We start from the raw sequence: 21,984 nt of genomic DNA, 5'->3' as shown, positions 1-21,984 counted from the left end.
TGTGATGTAAAGGGACGTCAACGTACGTAAATCTATGCAAAGGATCTCGTTCATTGTGCTGTAGCAGAGATAAAAGAGACAAACTGCCCACGGCCAATAAGCGCTCTTTGATCGATAAAAGCGGATTCTTCGTACATATAAGTCCGTTAGTGAGCATGCTCGAAGATAACAATAAATTAGAAGAAGAGAAGATATGAAGGACATGACCCTTTCTAAACAAGATATCCAAACAATGGACCCGCGCCACCGCATTCGTTTGGTTAACTCCCTATCTGGATTTAAAAGCGCCAACCTAATTGGTACTTGTGATAAACAGGGGCTTGAAAACCTTGCGATAGTGAGCTCTGTCATTCACCTAGGGTCTGATCCCGCGCTGCTTGGTTTTATTGTTCGCCCAGATAAAAGCCGACGTCATACGCTAGAAAACATCCTAGAAACTAAGTACTTCACCGTTAACAGCATTGGTGCTGACTTTGTTAAAAAGGCCCATCAAACCTCGGCTCGCTACCCTAAACCAGTCTCAGAATTCAACGCGGTCGGCTTAACGGCCTATTATGACGACACATTCCCCGCTCCCTTCGTCTTGGAGAGCAGTTTAAAGATAGGGTTAGCGTTCAAAGAACAGATAACAATCGAAAGCAATCAAACGCAAATGTTGATCGGTGAAGTTATAACGATTCACGCACCCAAACGCGCCGTGATGCCGGATGGCTACCTTGATTTAGAAGCGTTGGATTTGGTCACGGTATCAGGGCTTGATAGCTACCACGTAACTCAAAGACTGCACCGATTAAGCTATGCAAAACCACAACAGCCACTCTTTCCACTCACTCGTGAAGGTAACCCAACTTCATGGGAAGCTTTCGAACTCAATCTAAACTAATTTTGTTCGGCAATTTGCTATCAAAAGTGCTAACGTCCTTTAATTCCAAGAGATGCATCTCACACAGGCGCATCTCACTGAGCACACTATTCATTCTTACGTCTGTTTCCAAGGACCCTTTTGAAGTTAACTCACTTTAAATACAAAACGCGCGAAGGCCCAGACTACCGACATGGCGATCAGGTGTCTTTCATGGACATCAAACAGACCTTCGGTATGGGCAGCATTCGTGTGGGCGCTTGGGTAACAAAAGAAGAGAAAGAGCTCGCTGCGAATCTGATATTCGATTCGCTAGCAGATTTGGCTTACATCTTGGCTTTGCCACCAGAAGCAATTGGCTTGCGTGGCACATTAGGCTTAGCGTTCGGCAGTGGTGGCAGAAAGGGTGTACAAGCACACTACGCGCCAAACCAAAGAGAATTAGCCCTCGCTAAAAACGCAGGGGCAGGTGCGTTAGCGCATGAGTTCTGGCATGCGTTTGACCACTACATTGCTGAAAAGGCGTTTGAAATTGGTGATACCTCAGGCCCTCGAAAACACATTTTGTTCGCCAGTGATTGTTGGTTACACGATAGAAAAGTAAGACCTCATCCATTAAACGAAAGTTTGATGTCTCTGTTTGACGCCACATTGCTCAGCGACAACAACTTAGATAAACACGATTACGTGGCGCGCAGCGTTATTGCCGACAAAGCGATGTCTGCTCGTTACTTCTCCTTGCCCACAGAGATGATGGCGCGAGCTTTTGAGTCGGTGATTGAATCCTGTTCAGAGATCAAGAACGCTTATCTAGTCGATGGCACAACCAAGCCTGATATGTACCCCGTGTATCCTGATATGGCGCACCGAGAACAGATATACCAAGCCCTGCAAGGTTACTTCGCACCATTAGGCCGATCTTTGAGTAAATAGCATTTTGAGTCAGTAACTCTCTGCATATTTACAATGAATGACATGTACCATAAGTTGATCATGTGTAAGCTCTGATATAACATGTACAACAAGCGGAACATGTAGAATAGTTAATTCATGAATGATTAACTATTCTGTGTATATAGAAAGATTAAACATATCCAAAAACAACAGGGTAAATAAGTGATGAATATTGTTTCTTTTACTGAGGCCAGAAATAGCCTTAAGTCTGTGCTCGATAGAGTAGTAGACGATTCTGATGTTACGGTAATAACCAGACGAGATTCAGAAGATGCCGTGGTAATGTCTCTTGATCATTTTAATTCAATGCAAGAAACCTTGTACCTAATGAGCTCGCCTAAAAACGCTGAAAGATTGGCTGAATCCATTGCTCAACTCGAAACCGGAAATACAACCGTTCGAGAATTGAATAATGACGAATGATCGAAAGATTGTATTTACAGATAATGCTTGGGAAGATTACCTATACTGGCAAACCCAAGACAAGAAAACGCTCAAGAAACTAAATAAGTTGATTGAAGCCGCCAAAAGAACGCCCTTTGAAGGGATTGGAAAGCCGGAGCCACTAGTCGGCAACCTGTCTAGCTTTTGGTCAAGACGAATCGATGACAAGAATCGATTCGTGTATAAAGCAGATGACGATAACTTTTATATAATTGCTTGTCGTCACCACTATTAAAAGCAGTAAGCAGCACATAGAAAGGGCAGTAATGATCAGTTGGCCATCTTTGGTAAAACTCGACGGTGATGATGAGCTTATTTACGTCGCATCCGAGAACGATTTTCAGGCAGAATGCTCAGACATGATCTTGGGCGAAGATGATTACCTCATCGATTCTGAAGGCGACAGCTACTCGCTGCAATCGAACTCAAATCAACTGTCGCTAGCGAAACGAACTGAGCAGTATTCAGTAGAAAGCGTGACTAAGCTGATACGAAATCATGAGTTCCAGAAAGCCGAAGTGTGCCTGATGAAGATCCACTTCCTGACGATTGAAGAAGCGATTCAGTCTTTGGCTTTTGAGCCACGTTAATAGTTCATTTAAAAGCTAATAAACGAAACCTGTTAAAACAAAAACAGCGCCAATTTAGGCGCTGTTTTCTAGGATGCAATGAGTGGTAATAACCTCAACAACTAAGACGTCGCTTTGTGCGTAATTCCTGACTTATCAACAACCCCTTCAGCAAACTCACCACGCTCAAGTTTTTCGCGTAAAATTGCATGCTGGTCTTCAGTAAAGGTATAACGAGACATAATAAATATACGTACCAAAGCCCCTAAAGCCGGCAGTAAAGCAATACAAAAGAACATGCCATTCAATGCTGTTTCTGTTTGGTCCGCATTTGGAACATAACCAATAGTTGTCAGGATCAGACCTGTTAAACCACCTGCTACCGCAACGGATAATTTACCTGTAAATGTTTGGCCAGAGAAAGTTATCGCTGCTGTACGCTTACCACTATGGTAGTAAGAGTATTCAACGGTATCTGCAATCATCGCTGAAATAAGCGGGTTAGTCATCATAAAGAGCCCCGTTACTACTGCCAGCCACATCATCACCACCGTTGTGTTGTCATAACCTGTTAGATAAAAACCAACACGTGCGATAATTTCCAACACACATAGCGCAATAAAGATATCTCTCTTCTTGAAACGTTTAGTTAGGATTGGCGTCGCTAAACACGCGATAGCACTGACTAAAGTGATAGTACCAATCAATGAAACTAAACCTGCATCGCCCATGTTGTAGGTGAAAAAGAAAATGTATAAACCATTAACTAGATTGAAGAACACATTCATAAAGAATGCAGCCAAGATGAAGAATAATGGCTTGTTTTTACGTACCGCTTGAAAAGTATCTTTCAGTGTTACTTTTTCACAGCTCGCCGTCGAAATACGCTCTTTGGTATTGTAGAAACCGTTCAGCATAAACAGCAGACCTGCCACCATCAATACGATAACAGCAGGTAAGTAACCTTGATCAGCACGACCATCAGCAAAAAATGCGCTTAATTTAGGAAAAATAACTAGCGTTGCGCCAATACCAGCATTAACACCTAACATGGCACACGTTGCTGCTTTGGCACGCTCTTGAGGCTCATCAGTCATCACCGACGACATTGACCAAAATGGCACGTCAGAGATGGTGTAAAGGGTACCCCACAGAATATAAGTGATACCCGCATACATCACTTTAGTCGACATGTCCGCATCGATATTATAGAAGGCAGCGATGGTCACCAATACAATCAAAAACGGAGTAAACAACATGTAGGGACGGAACTTACCGAAGCGAGATTCTAACGTATCCATATAGCCAGCAATCAACGGATCATTAACAGCATCCCACACTCGTGCAATAAGAAATATGGTACTCGCAGCAATCGGCGAAATACCTAGAATATCGGTGTAGAAGTACAAGATGAACGAGCCAACCAAGCCAAAACTAAAGCATTGGCCCACGCCATAACCGAAATAAGAAATCAGCTCTCTATTGTTCAGTCTATTTTTTATAGTAGTCATTGTTCACGTCTCGATTGATTTAATTCTAGTTTAGAAGCCGACCTTTTTCTCTAGGCCGGCTAAATGACAGTTATTCCACCTCTGCGAGTGTTTGAATCAACTGTACTTCGCTTGCATCATATGGCTGTCCTTGCTCATCAAGCAGATCGTGGAACCACTGACTGGCATAGTTAACGTCATTGCGTTTAATTTCAGGCCAAGGAAGGTGCGTTTGTGTTTTACCTTTCACTAATCCCCATTGATAGCAGCCAATATTCTTATCTTTAAAAATTGGCAGCTGTTCATGTAAGGAAGATTGTGCATGACGTGCTAACCACTCGGTACACATCATCGGGCGATTGTGCGCTTGCACAACTTTCAGCGCTTCATGGAACAAATCCAACGGAAGATAAGCATGGAAAGTGATAATGTCCGATAGCTCCATCGCTCGGCGATCGGTTGGATGCTCAAAAATAGGCAAACTACGGTCGAGAATACTAGGGCAATGCCATGCACCCACCGTTAGGGGCTGAGTCGGGTTCACATCGCGCGCCCACTCAAACGCTTTTTCCATCAACTCGTGGCTGAACGTCTCCATTTCTTCATCGTAAGCTAGCTCACCATTGGTGGTAAAAATCATACGGTTGGTAGGCTCGTTGTACAGATCCCAAATCGCAATACGCGGGTCGTTTTTATAAGTCGAGATAATGTCACGGATGTAAGTTTCAACGTCACCCCACTGTGACTTATCCATAACAACATTACGACCTGGGCTGGCCGCAGCTTGGCTATTATGCAGGTCAGGGACGGGGGCTTTTTGTTGACCTAGATACGGATGGTCACCGGAGAATCCACAATCATCCATTGGGGTCATCATTACCTTAATCTGGTTTCGTTCACAAATATCTAAGAAATGATCAATGCGCTCATGCAGTCCTTGGCGGTCGACTTGCCACACAATGAAAGGCAAATTGGTACGCAGCGTGTTGTAGCCAACCTCTCTCGCCCAAGCCAACTCTTGTTCCATTATTTCTGGTGAAAATGAGTCTGCTTGCCACATTTCGTTCCAGTTTACAGCCGTCCTTGGTAAGTAATTAAATCCACGTAACCATCCATGTTGTTGTTGCCATTGCCACGCTTTGTCTTCAGACCATCTTTTCATCTTACTCACCTTGAAACTAAATTATTAACTAATAATATTAGCTAATATAATGAGCTGCATTTTTATCGCTACTATCTAAGATTAAAAACGAGTGAGCAATCACAACTATCAGACTGCTCGGACTACTTTTTGTGATCCCCATCTTTAACAGGTGATCGAAAGCTGATAATTAGCTAATATCTTTAGCTAACTAAGTTGAGTTGAAATTTACGATGGCTAAAAAAATCACTATGAGTGACATTGCTGCAGCGGCAGGTGTGTCTCAATCAACGGTATCACTGGTACTTAATGGTTCAACGTCTGTAAAAATTGCAGACACCACAAAAAGTAAAGTGCTCGATACCGCCGAATCACTTGGCTACAAAAATAAGAAAGTCGCTCATGCGCTGGGTCGACCTAATAAAATAGCACTGGTTGTCAACGGGTTATCGAGTTATGACCCTTTTATTGATGCTATAAACTCAGCGCGTGAAGAGGCTTGGGCGAACGACTTTATTTTAGTGATCTTCAATTACAGCCACGATGAAGTGCTAGCGAGCAAAATTGAAGTGGAAATCAACAGCGGAGATTATGCAGGCTTGGTGTACGCATCGAGCATGACTCGTGAACTTGAACAACAACGGGTCAATACGCCTCTGCCAACCGTGCTCCTAAACTGCACAAACGAAAGCAATAGCGATGCACCAAGCATTTTACCTGCCGATATGATCGGTGCTTACAAAGCGGTCTCTCACCTTATCCAACAAGGCTATTGTCGTATTGCTATGCTCACAGGCGAAAACTGGATGCTTGCGAGCCAACAACGCAGTGAAGGCTACCGTCAGGCACTAATTGATGCCGATATTGTCCCGAACAGCAATTACTTAGCAGAGGCCAACTGGTCATTAAAAGAAGCACATCAGCAGACATTAGCTTTGTTTAAGTTAGCTCAACCACCAGAAGCTATCTTTTGTGGCAGTGATTACATGGCGATGGGGTGCTATCAAGCACTGGCTGAACTAGGGCTTAAGATCCCTCAAGATGTCGCGATCGTTGGCTACGATAACCAACAAATCGCATCGGAAAGTTTTCCTGCGTTAACATCCGTTGAATTACCTTACTCAGATATGGGCAAGCTAGCGATTGAGTCCTTAATGGCGCAAATTGAGGCTCAGCCTTTGTTATCCAGTAGACGAAAAGTGGAAGGAGAATTGATTATTCGTACATCCTCAACACCATCGGATAAGGTGGGCACATAGCCCACCAATAGTTAGGGCCTAAAACTTAAACTGATAAACCGTCTGATGTTGATAAAGCTCTCCAGACTTCAGGAGCCCGCGGTTAGGTCCCCATTCTGGCTTATTAGGACCATCTGGAAAATATTGGGTTTCTAAGCAAAGACCATCGTACAACTCATAATTTTTACTCTTACCAGGCGTCCCTGCTAGAAAGTTACCCGAATAAAACTGAATAGCAGGCTTCGTCGTTTTTACCTTCATCACGACTTCTTTGGCAGGTGCAACCAGAACCGCTGCAACCGACTCTCCATCGGTCACTTCAGGCTGAAGCACAAAAGCATGATCATAACCACCAGCCATTTTCTGGTCCGACTCAGTCAGAAAATCCCGCCCAATGAGCTTTGCGTTTGAAAAATCAAAACTCGTATCCTCAACCGCCTTTATTTCTCCCGTTGGTATTAAGCCTTGATCTGTTGGTAAATAATGGCCTGAACTCAACTGCAATACATGATCCAAGCTTTTCGAACCAGAAGCCTCACCAGCCAAATTAAAGTAAGCATGATTGGTTAAGTTAACGGGGCAAGTCTTATCAGTATTGGCTTCATAAGAAATAGATACTTGGTTGTCATCCGTTAGAGAATAGGTAACTTTGACACCAAGATTACCCGGATACCCTTGATCACCATCTTTGATATGAAGAGTAAACACTACCTTTTGTGCACTTTGTTCAACAATGCTCCAACGCTTTTTATCAAAGCCCTCTACTCCACCATGTAATGAGTTTTCACCATTATTAACCCCGAGTTGGTAGCGCTTCCCTTCAAGTTCGAATTGGCCTTTAGCGATACGGTTTGCAAAACGTCCAACAATCGCACCAAAATAAGAGCTCTGCTCCATATGTTCAGCCATATTGGGTGAGCGAAGTAACACCTCTCGAGCTACTTCATTCACTGGCATAGAACAACTCAGCCAAGTAGCTCCAATATCCATGAAGGATACACTCATTCCATTGCTGTTCTTGAGGTGGACCAGTTTAGCTAACTGACCATCAAACGATGGAGTGGATGCCATATCTTGCTCTAATTGCTCAAAGTTAGTAATCATTAGTGCCTCTTCGTCTCACAAAAATAGCGTTATATCACCACTACCCCACTTGCAACTAATAATATTAGCTAATATTTTGATCTAAATTGCCTTTTACTTAATTCACATACCTTTTCAAGCGTCAGAAACAAAAACAGCGCCTCAATAGGCGCTGTTTCTCGTTTCTTATCTCGCTAGTCGATTAAGCGACAATTAAGCGATAAAAATCTGTGCCAGTGCGTAGCCTAAGCAACATGCGCCTACTACACCGATCAAACCAACCGACATGAATGAGTGGTTGAAGTACCACTTACCAATCTTGGTAGTGCCAGACACATCGAAGTTCACCGTTGCGATATCTGATGGGTAGTTAGGGATGAAGAAGTAGCCGTAAACCGCTGGCATCAAGCCGATAAGCAGGGCTGGGTCTAGTCCTAAGCCAAGACCAACAGGCAGCATCATACGTGCAGTAGCGGCTTGCGAGTTCACCACAACCGATACAATGAATAGCGCTAGTGCAAACGTCCATGGGTAGTTAGTTACCATTTCTACGATGCCAGACTTGAACTGAGGCATTGCGTATTGGAAGTAAGTATCCGACATCCATGCGATACCAAAGATAGCAATCGCTGCCACCATACCCGATTTGAATACCACGCCGTTTGGCACATCACGTGGGTCAGTTTTAGTTGCCAGCAAGATGATACCGCCGAAACAGAGCATCATCATTTGGATGATCACCGACATCTTGATTGGCTTGTCGCCGTCTACGATGGTTCTGATCTCAGGCACCATCGCCACGATAACAATCACGACAATCGACAATAGGAAAATCAATACCGCATTACGAGCCGAAGTTGGCAGTACTTCATCCAAAGACGTCGCAGTAGTGCTTTCGATACGCTTTTTCCACTCAGGATCTTTTAGACGAGCTTGGTATTCAGGATCGTCGTTCAGTTCTTTGCCGCGTTTCAGGCTGTACAAAGAAAGCAAAAACGTACCAAACAGCGTTGCAGGAACCGTCACCATCAAAATGGAAAGCAGTGTAATAGAGTGTTGAATATCAGAAAGCTGCGCGAGGTAGTACACCACAGCGGCTGAAATTGGTGATGCGGTAATAGCTAGTTGAGACGCGACAGACGCAGCTGCCATTGGACGCTCAGGACGAATCCCGTTCTTCAGTGCGACATCGCCAATGATCGGCATGATAGAGTAAACCGCGTGGCCAGTACCCAATAGGAAAGTCATCGAGTAAGTCACGAACGGAGCTATCAGGGTAACGCGTTTTGGGTTCTTTCTTAGCACCCTTTCCGCCACTTGCAGCATGTATTTCAAGCCACCTGCCGCTTCGAGAATCGAAGCACAAGTAACAACGGCGAGGATGATCAGCATTACGGTGACAGGTGGAGAGGTTGGTGGCATCTTGAAGACAAACACCTCGATAACCAAACCAATACCCGAAACAACACCTAAGCCAATACCGCCATACCGAGATCCGATATAAAGGACGACTAATAAAAATAGAAACTCAAAATACAACATAAGCAACCCTGCTAAAAATGTGGACTAATGTTATTTTCTCCCTAAGCTCAGCCATTTACTTATTGCTTGGTCACACTATGATTGCAGGCTCCCGGTAATTGTTTTTTATAAGATTATGGTCACGTAAACCGACCTGTAAGTTTATGAAATGTAATAAGAAGCCAGACGCACAAGCTAGATTTGTTATGTGGAATAATCATAATTGTTTCTGTTAGATCTGGATGGCCTATAAAATATCAGGCTCATAACTGAACGATATTATTCCAACCACAATCAATCACATTTAAAGTCATTCAGAAGCATATTGCCGAGCCGATTGGATATATTCTTACTGAACGTTGACTCGCCTATCACTAGACACTATGTCAAAATACCCGCCCTCACGACGACAACACAGAAAGAACCACGTATATGAATTTTCAAGCTGCTATTTTTGATATGGATGGACTGCTGCTCGACACCGAGCGACTTTGTATGCAGGTTTTTGAAGAAGCATGTCACGCGCAAGGTGTTCCGTTTTTGCAAGATGTCTACCTAGGCATCATTGGTTGTAATGCAAAAACCATCGAACAGATTTTTCGAAACGGTTACGGTGAAGGGCTAGATTACCCAGCGCTGAATAATGAATGGCGCACCCGCTACAGTGCAATTGTTAAAAACCAAGCAATCCCAGTAAAAGATGGCGTGATTGAGCTGCTTGAATGGCTAAAATCGAATGACATTCCAATCGCGGTGGCGACCTCCACTCAGCTTGATATCGCAAAGAAGAAGCTTGAGCTGGCTGGCCTAGATTCGTACTTCACCTCATTAAGCACAGGCTGCGAAGTGACTCACGGCAAGCCTCACCCAGAGATCTACTTACTCGCGGCAGAACGCTTAGGTGTTGCACCTGAAACCTGCCTAGCGTTTGAAGACTCAAACAACGGTATTCGTGCATCAATGGCAGCGAACATGATCAGCTTCCAAATTCCAGATTTGGTTGAGCCTTGCGAAGAAGTTAAAGCGCTTGGTCACACGATCAGCCCGTCACTGCATCATGTGTTAGCGCAGCTTCAACAAGCTGCAGCTTAAGCTCTGACTGCCGTTGATAATGCTTTTATCAACGTAGACAAGCCCCTCTATTAAGCCGACTCACAGAGTCGGTTTTTTTGTTGGTATTCCTTTTATAAAAGATAAAAACTCGCGCTTGAAACTGTTAAAGTCGATGTGAAATAAATGCTAGGTGATCAACAAGATTGCTAACGTCTACATAGGGAGAAAGAGACGCGTGAAGGAAAAGTTTGAAGACCAACTGCTTGATTTTGCACAACGAGAAATGACACAAGATGCAGCACACGACATTAGCCACATTAAGCGCGTAGTCAAAACCGCTAAGGCTTTGTGTGCTCAAGAACAGGCTAAGCTTGAAGTCGTTTTACCCGCCGCTTACCTTCATGATTGTTTCACCTTTCCTAAGAACCATCCAGACAGAGCCAAAAGCTCGCAAATGGCAGCAGACAAGGCGATCTCTTTCCTCAAATCTATCGACTATCCCGCGTCCTATCTTGATGAGATCCATCATGCCATTGTCACGCACAGCTACAGCGCCAACATCACACCTGAAACCTTAGAAGCTCAGATAGTCCAAGATGCCGATCGCCTTGATTCGCTCGGAGCAATTGGCATCGCTCGCTGCTTGTATGTGGGTCAGAGCTTTAATGCTGAGCTGTATAACCACGAAGACCCGTTCGCTGAACATCGTGACTTAGATGACAAGCATTACAGCGTCGACCACTTCTACGTGAAGCTGTTTAAGCTAGCAGAAACCATGAATACAGAATCAGCCAAGTTAGAAGCCAACAAGCGCACCGATTACATGCGTGGCTTTCTTGAGCAGTTGGGCACGGAAGTTTAGCGGTTTAGAAAAAGAGACACGCGATAAGGAAGAGACAAGGATATGGAAATAAACCGCTTTAAAGCCTCCGATGCCAATGAGATCGTCACTTGGTTCACATCACTCGAAGACTATGTACTGTGGGGCGGACGAACCTTTGGTTGGCCGTTAGAAGCCGCCTCCATCATCGAACGCTCTCAAGAGCCTCAAGTTGAGCTATATACCTTCTCTGAGTCTAGTGCTCTCTCTGAACTGAATTCGAACGGCAATAACTCAGAACTGATCGGGTTTATGGAGTTTCAACGTATGTCAGACAGTGAACTTCGATTCTGCCGAGTGGCCATTCACCCAAACCAACGAGGCAAAGGGTTTGGGCAATCCATGATAGAAAGTGCATTAGACGCTGCGAAACAAATCCCTGATGTCACCACCATCAGCTTGGCGGTCTTTCAACAGAATATCGGAGCAAAACGTTGCTACGACAAAGCTGGCTTTCAAGTGGTCGACAAAGAACCCAAGTTCAAAGAATTCAATGGCAAAACCTGGCCTCTATATCAAATGGAATTAAAGCTTAGCTAGTTCGTTTTAATTACTAGATTTGACCCCATATCATTAAGCATTGGCTACATACTCAAGATACACAGATGTAATTTGGAACCTTCATGACCCAAGAAAAATTCGATACTATTTACCAACGTGCAGCTCACCGCAAAGGCGGAGCGGCCGAACTCGAAAAAATTATTCGTGCGCCCCTTTCACAAGCCGAGCTATCACAAATCACCGACGATCGTTGGCTAGCCGCCTTTACTGAAAAAGTATTCCAGTGTGGTATTTCATGGAATGTAGTGAGGAAGAAATGGCCGCAATTTGAAGAAGTGTTCTTTGAATTCAATATCGAAAAAATGCTGATGCTGCCGAATGAAATGTGGGAACAAAAAGCGCAAGACCCGCGCATTATTCGCCACCTCACTAAGGTGATGACCATCCCTGCCAATGCCACCATGATCCACAATGCTAAGCGTGAGGCGGATTCCTTCTCACAAATGGTTGCCGACTGGCCATCAGAACGTATCACTGAACTTTGGGATTATCTGAAGAAACACGGCAAGCGATTAGGCGGTAACACTGGTGCCTACACTCTGCGCCAAATGGGTAAAGATACCTTCATCTTGTCATCAGATGTTGAAGCACACCTACGCAGCACAGACGTGGTTGATAGCGGTCGTAACACCAAGCGAGCACAAGTCGCGGCAAGTAAGGCTTTCAACGAGTGGCGGCAGCAATCAGGTCGTACCCTGAGCGAAATAAGCCAGATCGTCGCCTACAGCTGTGGCGATAATCGCGTCTAGTTCAATAAGAATGACTTAAAGCTTTAGAACGCACGCAGTTCACTGCAAACTAAATGTTATAAGTCATTAACAAATAAGCGTGCATCGCACTTTCATCCGGTGGCATTGTATAGATAAATGTATACAATATAGAGTAACACTCATGAATTATTCTCGACCAACCCAACTCGACTAAACAAGGGCCCTTATCTCTATGACAGCTCTCAAAAACTCTGTCTCCAAAGGTGTAAAAACGAAAGTAACAGGCCAGACTCAAGACGATGTTGTTTACTGCCATATCTTCGACGCGATACTAGAACAAAGGCTGCCACCAGCCACCAAATTAAGCGAAGAAGCACTAGCAGAAATCTTTGGCGTTAGCCGTACTATTATCCGCCGTGCCTTGCTGCGCCTCTCCTTAGAACAAGTTGTGGTGATCCGTCCTAACCGAGGTGCTGTGATTGCAGCCCCAACAGTAGACGAAGCCAAGCAGATATTTAAAGCACGTGAAGTGATGGAAATTGCTATCACTGAGCTAGCGGTGAAAAACGCAACCAAAGCCCAAATCGACGAGTGTAGAAAACTGGTCGCGAAAGAGAACTGCGCCTTTGACCAAGGTGACTATGGTTCTGGCTTACGTTTATCTGGTGAGTTCCACATCAAATTGGCTGAAATGGCAGAGAACGCGCCACTGCTGGCTTTCCAACGCAGCTTGGTATCGCAAACTTCACTGCTGATCGCTCAGTACGAAACGGGCAACCACTCGAACTGTTCTCTAGACGAACACTCAGGCTTACTGGATGCGATAGAGTCAGGCAATGAACAACAAGCCGTAGAGTTGATGCAAGAACACCTAAGCCATATTCGTTCGAAGCTCAACCTAGACAGCAGCACAGCTTCTAGTGATCTGCATGTCGTGTTCTCAGATCTGCTTAAGAGTAAGTCATAGACGATTCAACAAACGATTGATAACCATCTGTTAACAACTTTTTGTTAACAGCTTTTCGTTAACAAAATTGGAGAAAAGTAAGCCCCTGCGTTTGCTTCTCTTTTTTATGCCCTCTCACCTAAAAATAAAGACGACGATCGGCTCACATCCATCTAAAACACTGTCTATTCTAGCCTCAACAACGATCTTAGCCTCTACAGAATCACTCCCAACAGTGCCATAAATCTTGTCTTTATCTTGTATACATAGCTATCCATTCATTCACACCATAAAACTGTTCAATCTCAATCCAAACCCTTATAAAACATACGACTATGACCAAAATTAAATTGTACACAATTCACGACAAGCCATCTTTGTTGCATTTTTGTAAATAAATAGTTGACCGAAGGGTCAGGATGGATAATTATTGACCTAGAAGTCAAAAAGAATACACATGGAAATATGTCGATTTACAAGGAGGTCTCTTGATTACTTTTTTGCTCAATCAGGAAATAAGACGCGAAGATAATCTGTCGCCAAATATGACAGTGCTCAACTACCTTCGTACCAAGATAAATAAGACGGGTACAAAAGAAGGTTGTGGGTCGGGCGACTGTGGCGCATGTACGGTAGTTCTGGGTGAAGTGGTTGATGGACAACTGCAATACCGCTCGGTGAACTCTTGCCTTACGTTCGTTTCAGCGCTGCATGGCAAGCAACTGATCACAGTAGAAGATCTGCAAAATCGAGATCGCTCATTGCACCCAGTGCAAAAAGCGGTGGTTGATTTTCACGGTTCACAGTGTGGTTACTGCACGCCGGGCTTCATCATGTCGATGTTTGCCCTAGGCAAAAACAAACCCGATGCGAGCAAAGAAGACGTCATGGAATCACTGGCGGGTAACCTATGTCGTTGTACAGGCTACCGACCAATTGTTGATGCTGCGATGTCACTTTCAACAGACCAACCTTTGATCGACCAATTTGCTGAACTTGAACGCAACACCATCAAGAAGCTAGAAAGCATTCAAGACACTGAGGCCAACTTACGCCTTGGTCACCTCACCGCTTTTTCCCCAAAAAGCACCGATGAGTTGGCCAAGCTTTTTCAAGCCCACCCGAACGCTAAGCTGGTTGCTGGCGGTACGGATTTAGCGCTGGAAGTGACGCAATTCCATCGTGAGATTGAAACACTGATCAGCGTGAACCTTGTTGAAGACATGAAGGTATGTGAAGAGACCGACACCGATCTAATCATTGGTGCCAACCTGCCTATCAGTGATTCTTACTCACTATTGAAAAAACACTACCCAGATTTTGGTGAACTGCTGCATCGCTTTGCTTCACTGCAAGTGCGTAACCAAGGCACCATCGGCGGTAATGTAGCGAATGCTTCGCCTATCGGTGACACCCCTCCTCTGCTGATTGCCCTTAACGCAAAGATCAAACTTCGTTGCGGTGACGAGTCACGCACCATGCCGATTGAAGATTACTTCATCAGCTACAAAGTGACGGCGCAAAAAGAGAGTGAGTTCATTGAACAGATCATCATTCCTAAGCCAACTAACGACAGCTTCCGAGCTTACAAACTGTCTAAACGTTTAGACGACGACATCTCTGCGGTGTGTGGTGCGTTTGATATTCAAATCGAAGACGGCAAGGTTTCTTACGCTCGTATCGCTTTCGGCGGTATGGCTGCAACACCTAAGCGCGCGGCGCGTTGTGAAAATACGTTATTAGGCAAACCATGGACAGACGCTAATATTAAGTTAGCGATGCAGGAACTGTATAACGACTTTGAGCCGCTATCTGATTTCCGTGCCAGCCAAGAATACCGTTCATTGTCGGCAGCCAATATGTTGCGTCGTTACTTCATTGAACAGCAGAACAAAAACAACCAAATCGAAACAAGGGTAACGTCTTATGTCTAAATCAAATTCCTCTGTTCACAAGAGCAATGCGATGACCCACGAAGAGATGGTTACCATTGCAAAACAAGACCTAAAAACTGGCGTAGGTAAAAGCGTAAAACACGACAGTGCAGCCAAGCAAGTCACGGGCGAAGCGGTATACATTGACGACCGCCTAGAGTTCCCAAATCAGCTGCACGTCTACGCACGCCTGAGCACTCAAGCACACGCCAACATCACCAAAATAGACCTATCACCGTGTTACGAATTTGAAGGCGTGGCGATTGCCATTCAAGCCAAAGACGTACCAGGTGAATTGGACATTGGTGCAATCCTACCGGGCGACCCACTGCTTGCCGATGGCAAAGTAGAATACTACGGCCAACCGGTGATTGCTGTGGCAGCTAACGATCTAGAAACCGCACGCAAAGCCGCGCACGCAGCCGTTATTGAATACGAAGAGCTACCAGCCATTCTTGATGTGAAAGAAGCGCTGGCAAAAGAGCACTTCGTAACAGAAAGCCACACTCAACAGCGTGGTGACTCAAAAGCAGCACTGAAAAAAGCGAAACACGTGATCTCTGGTGACCTAGAGATCGGTGGCCAAGAACACTTCTACCTAGAAACGCAAATCAGTAGTGTAATGCCAACCGAAGACGGCGGCATGATCGTCTACACCTCTACACAGAACCCGACCGAAGTTCAAAAGCTGGTTGCGGAAGTGATTGGCGTGCCGATGCACAAAGTCGTGATTGATATGCGTCGTATGGGTGGTGGTTTCGGTGGTAAAGAGACTCAAGCAGCCTCTCCAGCCTGTATGGCTGCGGTGATTGCCCACCTTACAGGCCGACCGACCAAAATGCGTCTGCTGCGTAATGAAGACATGCAGCAAACCGGTAAACGCCACCCGTTCTACAATCAATACACAGTTGGTTTTGACGACAATGGTGTGATTCAAGGTGCCGACATTACCGTTGCAGGTAACTGTGGTTACTCACCAGACTTATCAAGTTCTATCGTAGACCGCGCAATGTTCCACTCAGACAACGCTTATTACTTAGGCGATGCAACTGTGGTCGGTCACCGATGCAAAACCAACACAGCATCGAACACTGCGTATCGTGGCTTTGGTGGTCCACAAGGCATGATGACGATTGAACACATCATGGACGAGATTGCGCGTTACCTGAAAAAAGATCCTTTGGAAGTACGTAAGGCGAACTACTACGGCGAAGAAGGCCGTAACGTGACCCATTACTACCAAACCGTTGAAGACAACTTTTTACCTGAGATAACCGAACAGCTTGAACGCAGCAGTGACTATCACGCACGTCGTAAAGACATTGCCGAGTTCAACAAGCAGAGCCCTATCTTGAAGAAAGGTCTTGCTATCACACCGGTGAAATTCGGCATCTCGTTTACTGCGACTTTCTTGAACCAAGCAGGTGCGCTTATCCATATCTACACTGATGGCAGTATTCATTTGAATCACGGTGGTACGGAAATGGGGCAAGGCTTGAACATCAAAGTGGCACAAATCGTTGCACAGGAGTTCCAAGTCGATGTCGAACGTATACAGATCACCGCTACAAACACAGACAAAGTTCCGAACACATCACCAACCGCAGCCTCATCGGGCGCCGACCTCAACGGTAAGGCCGCGCAAAACGCCGCAATAACCATTAAGCAGCGCCTGATCGACTTCGCTTCTTCGCACTTCAAAGTGTGGCCTGAAGAAGTGGTGTTTAAAAACGGCATGGTGCAGATCCGCGATGAGATCATGACCTTCAACTCATTTGTTGAACTGGCTTGGTTCAACCAAATCTCGCTATCAAGCACTGGCTTCTATCGCACTCCGAAGATCTATTACGACCACGAGAAGGCGCGTGGTCGTCCGTTCTACTACTACGCCTATGGTGCTTCTTGTTCAGAAGTCATCATCGATACCCTGACTGGCGAGAACAAGATTCTGCGTGTCGATATTCTGCATGACGTAGGCGCTTCATTGAACCCTGCGATTGATATCGGCCAAGTCGAAGGTGGCTTCGTACAAGGTGTCGGCTGGTTAACCACGGAAGAGTTGGTTTGGAACCAGCAAGGCCGCTTGATGACCAATGGCCCTGCAAGTTACAAAATTCCAGCGATAGCTGATATGCCAATTGATTTCAGAACGCACCTTTTAGAAAACCGCAACAATCCAGAAGACACCGTCTTCAACTCGAAAGCCGTGGGTGAACCGCCTTTCATGTTGGGTATGTCGGTATGGAGCGCACTGAAAGACGCCATTAGCTATGTAGCCGTCGATGGCGCGATTCCTAAGCTCAACACACCTGCGACACCAGAGCGTATTCTGATGGCTATTCAAGAAGTCACTGAAACGGCTCCGACTTCGGTCGATGCTCAATCAGAAACGGCTTAATAAGGCTCATGATAGCTTGGGAAGTATAGAAGGGATTTAGGAGGACATATGTTTAAGGATAATTGGATTCACGAACTGGCAAAACTGGAAGAGAACTACGAACCGTGTGTGATGGTGACGGTGCTCGAAGACAGAGGTTCCGTTCCACGCGATGCGGGCACCAAAATGCTTGTCACTCGTGACCGAATCATCGCTACGATTGGTGGTGGTCATCTTGAACATGTGGCCACTAAAATGGCTCGCGAGATGCTGATTGCCAGCGAGAAATCACTCAAAGTGGAACGCTTCAACCTCGGTGCTCGTTTAGGCCAGTGTTGTGGCGGAATGGCAACGTTAAGCTTTGAGCCGATTGGCACTCAGCAGAATCACCTTGTGCTGTTTGGCGCTGGGCACGTTGCCAAAGCGCTGCTGCACATTGTCGCGACTCTGCCCTTCCGTGTGACCTGGATTGATGAACGTGAAGAAGTGTTCCCTGAAACACTGCCACACGGTGTGAAAAAGCTTGTTTCAGACGACCCAGTAGGCGAGGTGAAACACATGCCACCGAACAGCTATTACCTTGTAATGTCGCACAACCACCAGCTCGATTTTGACCTAACTAAGGCCATCATCGACCGTGAAGACAGCCGTTACTTCGGCATGATTGGATCACTCACTAAGCGCAAGAAGTTCGACTTCCGCTTAGAGCAACGCGGCTATAGCCAAGAGCAAATTGAAACCATGATTTGCCCAATTGGTATTAGCGCTGTGAATGGTAAACACCCTGCCGAAATTGCGGTGTCGGTTGCGGGTGAACTGATCGCACACTATCAAGGCCAAGCACTTGAACAAAAGCGCCCAACCAAACAATATCGAAATCAGGATTTGACCGATCAACACAGTCAACCAAGCGACGTAGGCGAACCACCATTGGAAGAGAAGATCGCCTAATAAAAGTCGCAAAGCTTCAGTGGCCATAACGTCGCTGAAGTCATTAAAAGGAAGTAAACATGACAACGCAACGCAAAGCTTATCGCGCCAGTATTTTACACAGCGTCGCCGACCCAAAAGATGTCGGCATCGATGAGTCTTACGACTATTTTGAAGACGGTGTTTTAGTGGTTGAGAACGGCCATGTCGTCGACTTAGGCCATGCCGATGAGGTATTAGCTCGCCAACCTAAAACACTCGAAGTAAAACAATACAAAGACAAGCTGATCACCTCTGGCTTTATTGATACGCACATCCACTACCCTCAAACAGGGATGATCGCGTCTTACGGTGAGCAGCTTCTTGATTGGTTAGAGAACTACACCTTCCCAGAAGAAAAGCGCTTCAAAAACCCAGTTTACGCACACAAAGTGGCGAAGCTATTCCTAGACGAATTGGCAAGCAACGGCACCACCACTGCACTCGTATTTGGCACGGTACACAAAGAGTCGGTTAACGTATTCTTTGAAGAAGCCGAGAAGCGTAACCTACGTATGATCGCGGGTAAGGTTCTGATGGATCGCAACGCGCCTGATTACCTCACCGACACACCAGAATCTGGCTATGCAGACTCAAAAGAGTTAATCGAAAAGTGGCACAAGCGTGGTCGTTTGCACTATGCCGTAACGCCTCGCTTCGCGCCAACCAGTACACCAGAACAATTGGCTACCGTTGGTAAATTGCTAGAAGAGTACCCAGATGTGTATATACACACGCACCTTTCTGAAAACGAGAAAGAGATTGAATGGGTAAAAGAACTGTTCCCAGAGCGCGACAGCTATTTGGATGTGTATGACCACTATGGCCTACTGCACAAACGTTCGGTTTTCGCCCATGGCATTCACTTGTCTGATTGCGAATGTAAGCGCCTAGCCGACACGGAATCTGCCATTGCTTTCTGCCCGACCTCTAACCTGTTCTTAGGCTCAGGTTTATTCCGATTACCAGAAATGGAAGAGCACGGCATTCGTGTTGGTATGGGTACTGATGTAGGCGCAGGCACCAGCTTCTCAATCCTGCAAACAATGAGTGAAGCGTACAAGATCATGCAGTTACAGCATAAGAAGCTGCACCCAGCTAAGTCGCTGTTCTTGGCAACACTAGGCGGCGCACGTTCGCTGCATTTAGAAGACAAGATTGGTAACTTGGAAGTCGGCAAAGAAGCGGATTTCGTGGTGTTGGATCTACACGCTACTCAGCTGATGCGCTTTAGAATGGAACAAACCACCAAGCTTGAAGAGAAGCTGTTTGTATTGATGAGCTTGGGTGACGACAGAACCGTCAGCGAGACTTACATCTACGGCGAGAAAGCCTACGATGTGAATTTCAAAGATTATCAAAAGCTCGTTAGCTAGACTGAAAACCGAGTAACAATCGCTAGACAGCGACAGCCGTCGTTAATTAAAAATCCGTCCAGATTTATCTAGCCTTGAAAGAGCAGTTGCTGATGCCACTGGTCTTTTTTGTGCTTCATTCAAAGAAATATAAATTAACCGTTCACAAACAACGATCTTCGGTGACGCCAAGTCATTATATTGATAGGTTAATGTTTATACATATCGACTTCATACTTCACTTTAGCGTCTCTCTAAAACATTCGTTTCTCAGCTAAATGGAAGCACTCAATCTAGAAAGGAATTCTATGTTCGAACAGGTCGTCAGCATTCTGTTTCCCGTTTTTGCTTTAGCCAGTGCTGGCTTTGCGGTGGGTCGTTGGCTCAAGCCCGATTTCAAACCGATCAATCGCATCAACATGGATGTGTGTATTCCTGCGCTAGTGTTTGCCTCGCTGACCACCATGCCTCTCGACACCGAACAACTGCCACTCATCACCGCCTCTTTGGTCGCGGTGTTGGTGCCCGCTTTATTGATGATACCAATCTGTAAGATCTTTAAGCTCAACTTCAAAGCTTGGGCGCCGCCACATATGTTCCGCAACAGTGGCAACCTGGCCATTCCCCTGTTCACCTATACCTTTGGTGAGAGTGCATTAGCCCCTGCGGTATTGCTGTTTGTGGTATCGGCATGCGTGCACATTAGTGTCGGTTTAGCGCTACTAAGCGAAGGTAATCCGATCAAACAGATCCTCAAGATGCCGATATTCTTAGCCGCAGCATTAGCGATGACGCTCAACCTGTCTGGCATTGCAGTATGGAATCCAATCTACGAAGCCACTTCACTGCTTGGACAAGCTGCTGTCCCAATTATGCTGTTGTCGTTGGGTTCGCAAATGGTGAACTTGAAGCTAAGCGGACTCAAAGTTGGCTTGCTGTGTACGGCTCAATCGCTGTTTACTGGTGCCATCGCCTTCGCCATCATCTACTTCTTTATCCCGCTGCCAACGCTGCACCTACAAATGATGGTGCTGTTCACCATGCTGCCACCTGCCGTGATGAACTACCTGTTCGCTGAACGGTTCAATGTCGAGCCGCCTAAAGTCGCGTCTATGGTGTTGTTCGGCAACTTCCTAAGTGTGGTTACCTTGCCTATCTTGCTGTCGTTCGCTCTGTCTATGTCGAGTTAATTGTTTACGCACTTATCCAGTTTAAGCTCTGCCGTCACTTTAGTAAGGCGCAGAGCAATAGCGAAACAGACTAAGTAAGGACTCACATACCAGAAGAGGCTTTCTAATGGCTGCTTCACCTGCGCTTCTCTGGTTTTTATGTATTGGTTTTTCTGCATCTCATACTGACTCAGCATACCATCCACCCACACGGCATCACTTTCCACCAGCGATACACTAGGCGCAGGAACTGTAAAATCCGATGCGTTGGGTAACAAGGTGAAATCAACGTCTTTGAACGTGATCGCCGTATTCAAATACCACAAACACGCTTCATGGTGCTGAGCGTGATTATCCAAAGATGGTTGACCTGTGCAGGTATCACTTCGCAGCTTATCCAAAGAAAACTGCTGAACCGATTCTAAAATCGCCACCGCTCTGGTTTGTTCGGTTTCAACCCAATCGCCCGCTACTTTCGCACGAATCTCAGACACCGCACCCAGCATCCCGATACCCGCCAAGAACGGCCATAAATAATCCATGAGCTTCCATTTTCGTCGGCTCAAGTTGAACCCACACCAAATCGGAAGATGAAAAAGGAGCGTTAGCCCAAGCGATAGCAAAACGAAATTCAAAGAGCTAGAGAGCATGAGTTCGCTATCAAAGAAGTTCTTCATAATGAGAGACTTGCCTGTATAACAAAGAGAAATTTGATACTAAATTCGATA

21 protein-coding genes are annotated in these 21,984 nt (G+C 45.6%); 16 read left to right on the top strand and 5 right to left on the bottom strand.

Going from position 1 to position 21,984, the window contains the following annotated elements; genetic code table 11:
- Positions 1-193 precede the first annotated feature (193 nt).
- The 5 genes from AB4583_RS09885 (at position 194) to AB4583_RS09865 (ending at position 2,850) form a co-directional block, all read left to right on the top strand.
- Complete coding sequence (locus AB4583_RS09885; RefSeq protein WP_017061618.1) at positions 194-883, top strand: flavin reductase family protein; 690 nt, start codon at positions 194-196, stop codon at positions 881-883.
- 120 nt (positions 884-1,003) lie between these two features.
- A complete protein-coding gene (locus tag AB4583_RS09880; protein ID WP_372117185.1) occupies positions 1,004-1,795 on the top strand; it encodes a CLCA_X family protein in 792 nt (263 codons plus the stop codon).
- Between the two features lie 186 nt (positions 1,796-1,981).
- The gene (locus AB4583_RS09875; RefSeq protein WP_017069755.1) at positions 1,982-2,239 is read left to right on the top strand and encodes a type II toxin-antitoxin system Phd/YefM family antitoxin; all 258 of its coding nucleotides are present in this window, start codon (positions 1,982-1,984) and stop codon (positions 2,237-2,239) included.
- A complete protein-coding gene (locus AB4583_RS09870; RefSeq protein ID WP_372117183.1) occupies positions 2,229-2,495 on the top strand; it encodes a Txe/YoeB family addiction module toxin in 267 nt (88 codons plus the stop codon). Before AB4583_RS09875 ends, AB4583_RS09870 begins: the two co-directional genes overlap by 11 nt.
- Before the next feature lie 31 nt (positions 2,496-2,526).
- Positions 2,527-2,850 carry a DUF4144 domain-containing protein gene (locus AB4583_RS09865; protein ID WP_372117182.1) on the top strand — a complete coding sequence of 108 codons (324 nt, stop codon included), beginning with the start codon at positions 2,527-2,529 and terminating at the stop codon, positions 2,848-2,850.
- A gap of 101 nt (positions 2,851-2,951) precedes the next feature.
- On the opposite strand, the gene AB4583_RS09860 is transcribed toward AB4583_RS09865, so the two are convergent.
- Both AB4583_RS09860 and AB4583_RS09855 read right to left on the bottom strand, forming a co-directional pair.
- Positions 2,952-4,340, bottom strand: a complete 1,389-nt coding sequence (locus tag AB4583_RS09860) for an MFS transporter (RefSeq protein WP_017069083.1) — start codon at positions 4,338-4,340, stop codon at positions 2,952-2,954.
- Between the two features lie 70 nt (positions 4,341-4,410).
- On the bottom strand, positions 4,411-5,481 hold the full coding sequence (locus tag AB4583_RS09855; RefSeq protein WP_017064984.1) for a cellulase family glycosylhydrolase: 1,071 nt from the start codon (positions 5,479-5,481) through the stop codon (positions 4,411-4,413).
- A 212-nt stretch (positions 5,482-5,693) separates the two neighbouring features.
- Between AB4583_RS09855 and AB4583_RS09850 the strand changes: the two genes are divergently transcribed.
- The gene (locus tag AB4583_RS09850) at positions 5,694-6,719 is read left to right on the top strand and encodes a LacI family DNA-binding transcriptional regulator (RefSeq protein WP_017064985.1); all 1,026 of its coding nucleotides are present in this window, start codon (positions 5,694-5,696) and stop codon (positions 6,717-6,719) included.
- A gap of 18 nt (positions 6,720-6,737) precedes the next feature.
- Here AB4583_RS09850 and galM read toward each other — a convergent pair whose 3' ends face one another.
- Positions 6,738-7,802 carry a galactose-1-epimerase gene (galM, locus tag AB4583_RS09845; protein WP_017069082.1) on the bottom strand — a complete coding sequence of 355 codons (1,065 nt, stop codon included), beginning with the start codon at positions 7,800-7,802 and terminating at the stop codon, positions 6,738-6,740.
- Positions 7,803-7,994: 192 nt separating this feature from the next.
- Entirely contained in the window at positions 7,995-9,323 is a 1,329-nt protein-coding gene (locus AB4583_RS09840) for an anaerobic C4-dicarboxylate transporter (protein ID WP_010432780.1), read from the bottom strand.
- 411 nt (positions 9,324-9,734) lie between these two features.
- On the opposite strand from AB4583_RS09840, the gene AB4583_RS09835 reads away from it, so the two are divergent.
- The 10 genes from AB4583_RS09835 to AB4583_RS09790 all read left to right on the top strand — a co-directional run bounded on the left by AB4583_RS09835 (position 9,735) and on the right by AB4583_RS09790 (position 21,277).
- Positions 9,735-10,394 carry an HAD family phosphatase gene (locus tag AB4583_RS09835; RefSeq protein WP_010432777.1) on the top strand — a complete coding sequence of 220 codons (660 nt, stop codon included), beginning with the start codon at positions 9,735-9,737 and terminating at the stop codon, positions 10,392-10,394.
- 196 nt (positions 10,395-10,590) lie between these two features.
- Positions 10,591-11,217 carry an HD domain-containing protein gene (locus AB4583_RS09830; RefSeq protein ID WP_017069080.1) on the top strand — a complete coding sequence of 209 codons (627 nt, stop codon included), beginning with the start codon at positions 10,591-10,593 and terminating at the stop codon, positions 11,215-11,217.
- A gap of 42 nt (positions 11,218-11,259) precedes the next feature.
- Positions 11,260-11,775, top strand: a complete 516-nt coding sequence (locus AB4583_RS09825; RefSeq protein WP_102320853.1) for an N-acetyltransferase — start codon at positions 11,260-11,262, stop codon at positions 11,773-11,775.
- Positions 11,776-11,858: 83 nt separating this feature from the next.
- Positions 11,859-12,545 (top strand): DNA-3-methyladenine glycosylase I, encoded by a 687-nt coding sequence (locus AB4583_RS09820; protein WP_372117180.1) that lies wholly within the window; start codon positions 11,859-11,861, stop codon positions 12,543-12,545.
- 193 nt (positions 12,546-12,738) lie between these two features.
- Positions 12,739-13,473, top strand: coding sequence for a GntR family transcriptional regulator (locus tag AB4583_RS09815; RefSeq protein ID WP_108185319.1), 735 nt, complete (start codon positions 12,739-12,741; stop codon positions 13,471-13,473).
- Between the two features lie 467 nt (positions 13,474-13,940).
- Positions 13,941-15,386, top strand: coding sequence for a xanthine dehydrogenase small subunit (gene xdhA / locus AB4583_RS09810; RefSeq protein WP_032549154.1), 1,446 nt, complete (start codon positions 13,941-13,943; stop codon positions 15,384-15,386).
- Positions 15,379-17,784, top strand: a complete 2,406-nt coding sequence (xdhB, locus tag AB4583_RS09805) for a xanthine dehydrogenase molybdopterin binding subunit (protein WP_372117177.1) — start codon at positions 15,379-15,381, stop codon at positions 17,782-17,784. Before xdhA ends, xdhB begins: the two co-directional genes overlap by 8 nt.
- A 48-nt stretch (positions 17,785-17,832) precedes the next feature.
- Positions 17,833-18,714 carry a xanthine dehydrogenase accessory protein XdhC gene (xdhC, locus tag AB4583_RS09800; protein ID WP_372117176.1) on the top strand — a complete coding sequence of 294 codons (882 nt, stop codon included), beginning with the start codon at positions 17,833-17,835 and terminating at the stop codon, positions 18,712-18,714.
- 59 nt (positions 18,715-18,773) lie between these two features.
- Positions 18,774-20,108: a guanine deaminase gene (gene guaD / locus AB4583_RS09795; protein WP_372117174.1), complete on the top strand. Its 1,335-nt coding sequence runs from the start codon at positions 18,774-18,776 to the stop codon at positions 20,106-20,108.
- Between the two features lie 287 nt (positions 20,109-20,395).
- Positions 20,396-21,277, top strand: a complete 882-nt coding sequence (locus tag AB4583_RS09790) for an AEC family transporter (RefSeq protein ID WP_004732869.1) — start codon at positions 20,396-20,398, stop codon at positions 21,275-21,277.
- On the opposite strand, the gene AB4583_RS09785 is transcribed toward AB4583_RS09790, so the two are convergent.
- A complete protein-coding gene (locus AB4583_RS09785) occupies positions 21,274-21,798 on the bottom strand; it encodes a hypothetical protein (protein WP_102320850.1) in 525 nt (174 codons plus the stop codon). The two genes, AB4583_RS09790 and AB4583_RS09785, sit on opposite strands and share 4 nt — an antisense overlap.
- Positions 21,799-21,984: the final 186 nt, after the last annotated feature.

The organism is Vibrio sp. 10N.222.49.C12 (genome assembly GCF_041475025.1).
Taxonomy (GTDB): Bacteria; Pseudomonadota; Gammaproteobacteria; order Enterobacterales; family Vibrionaceae; genus Vibrio; species Vibrio crassostreae_C.
This window is presented reverse-complemented; position numbering and strand designations above follow the sequence as displayed.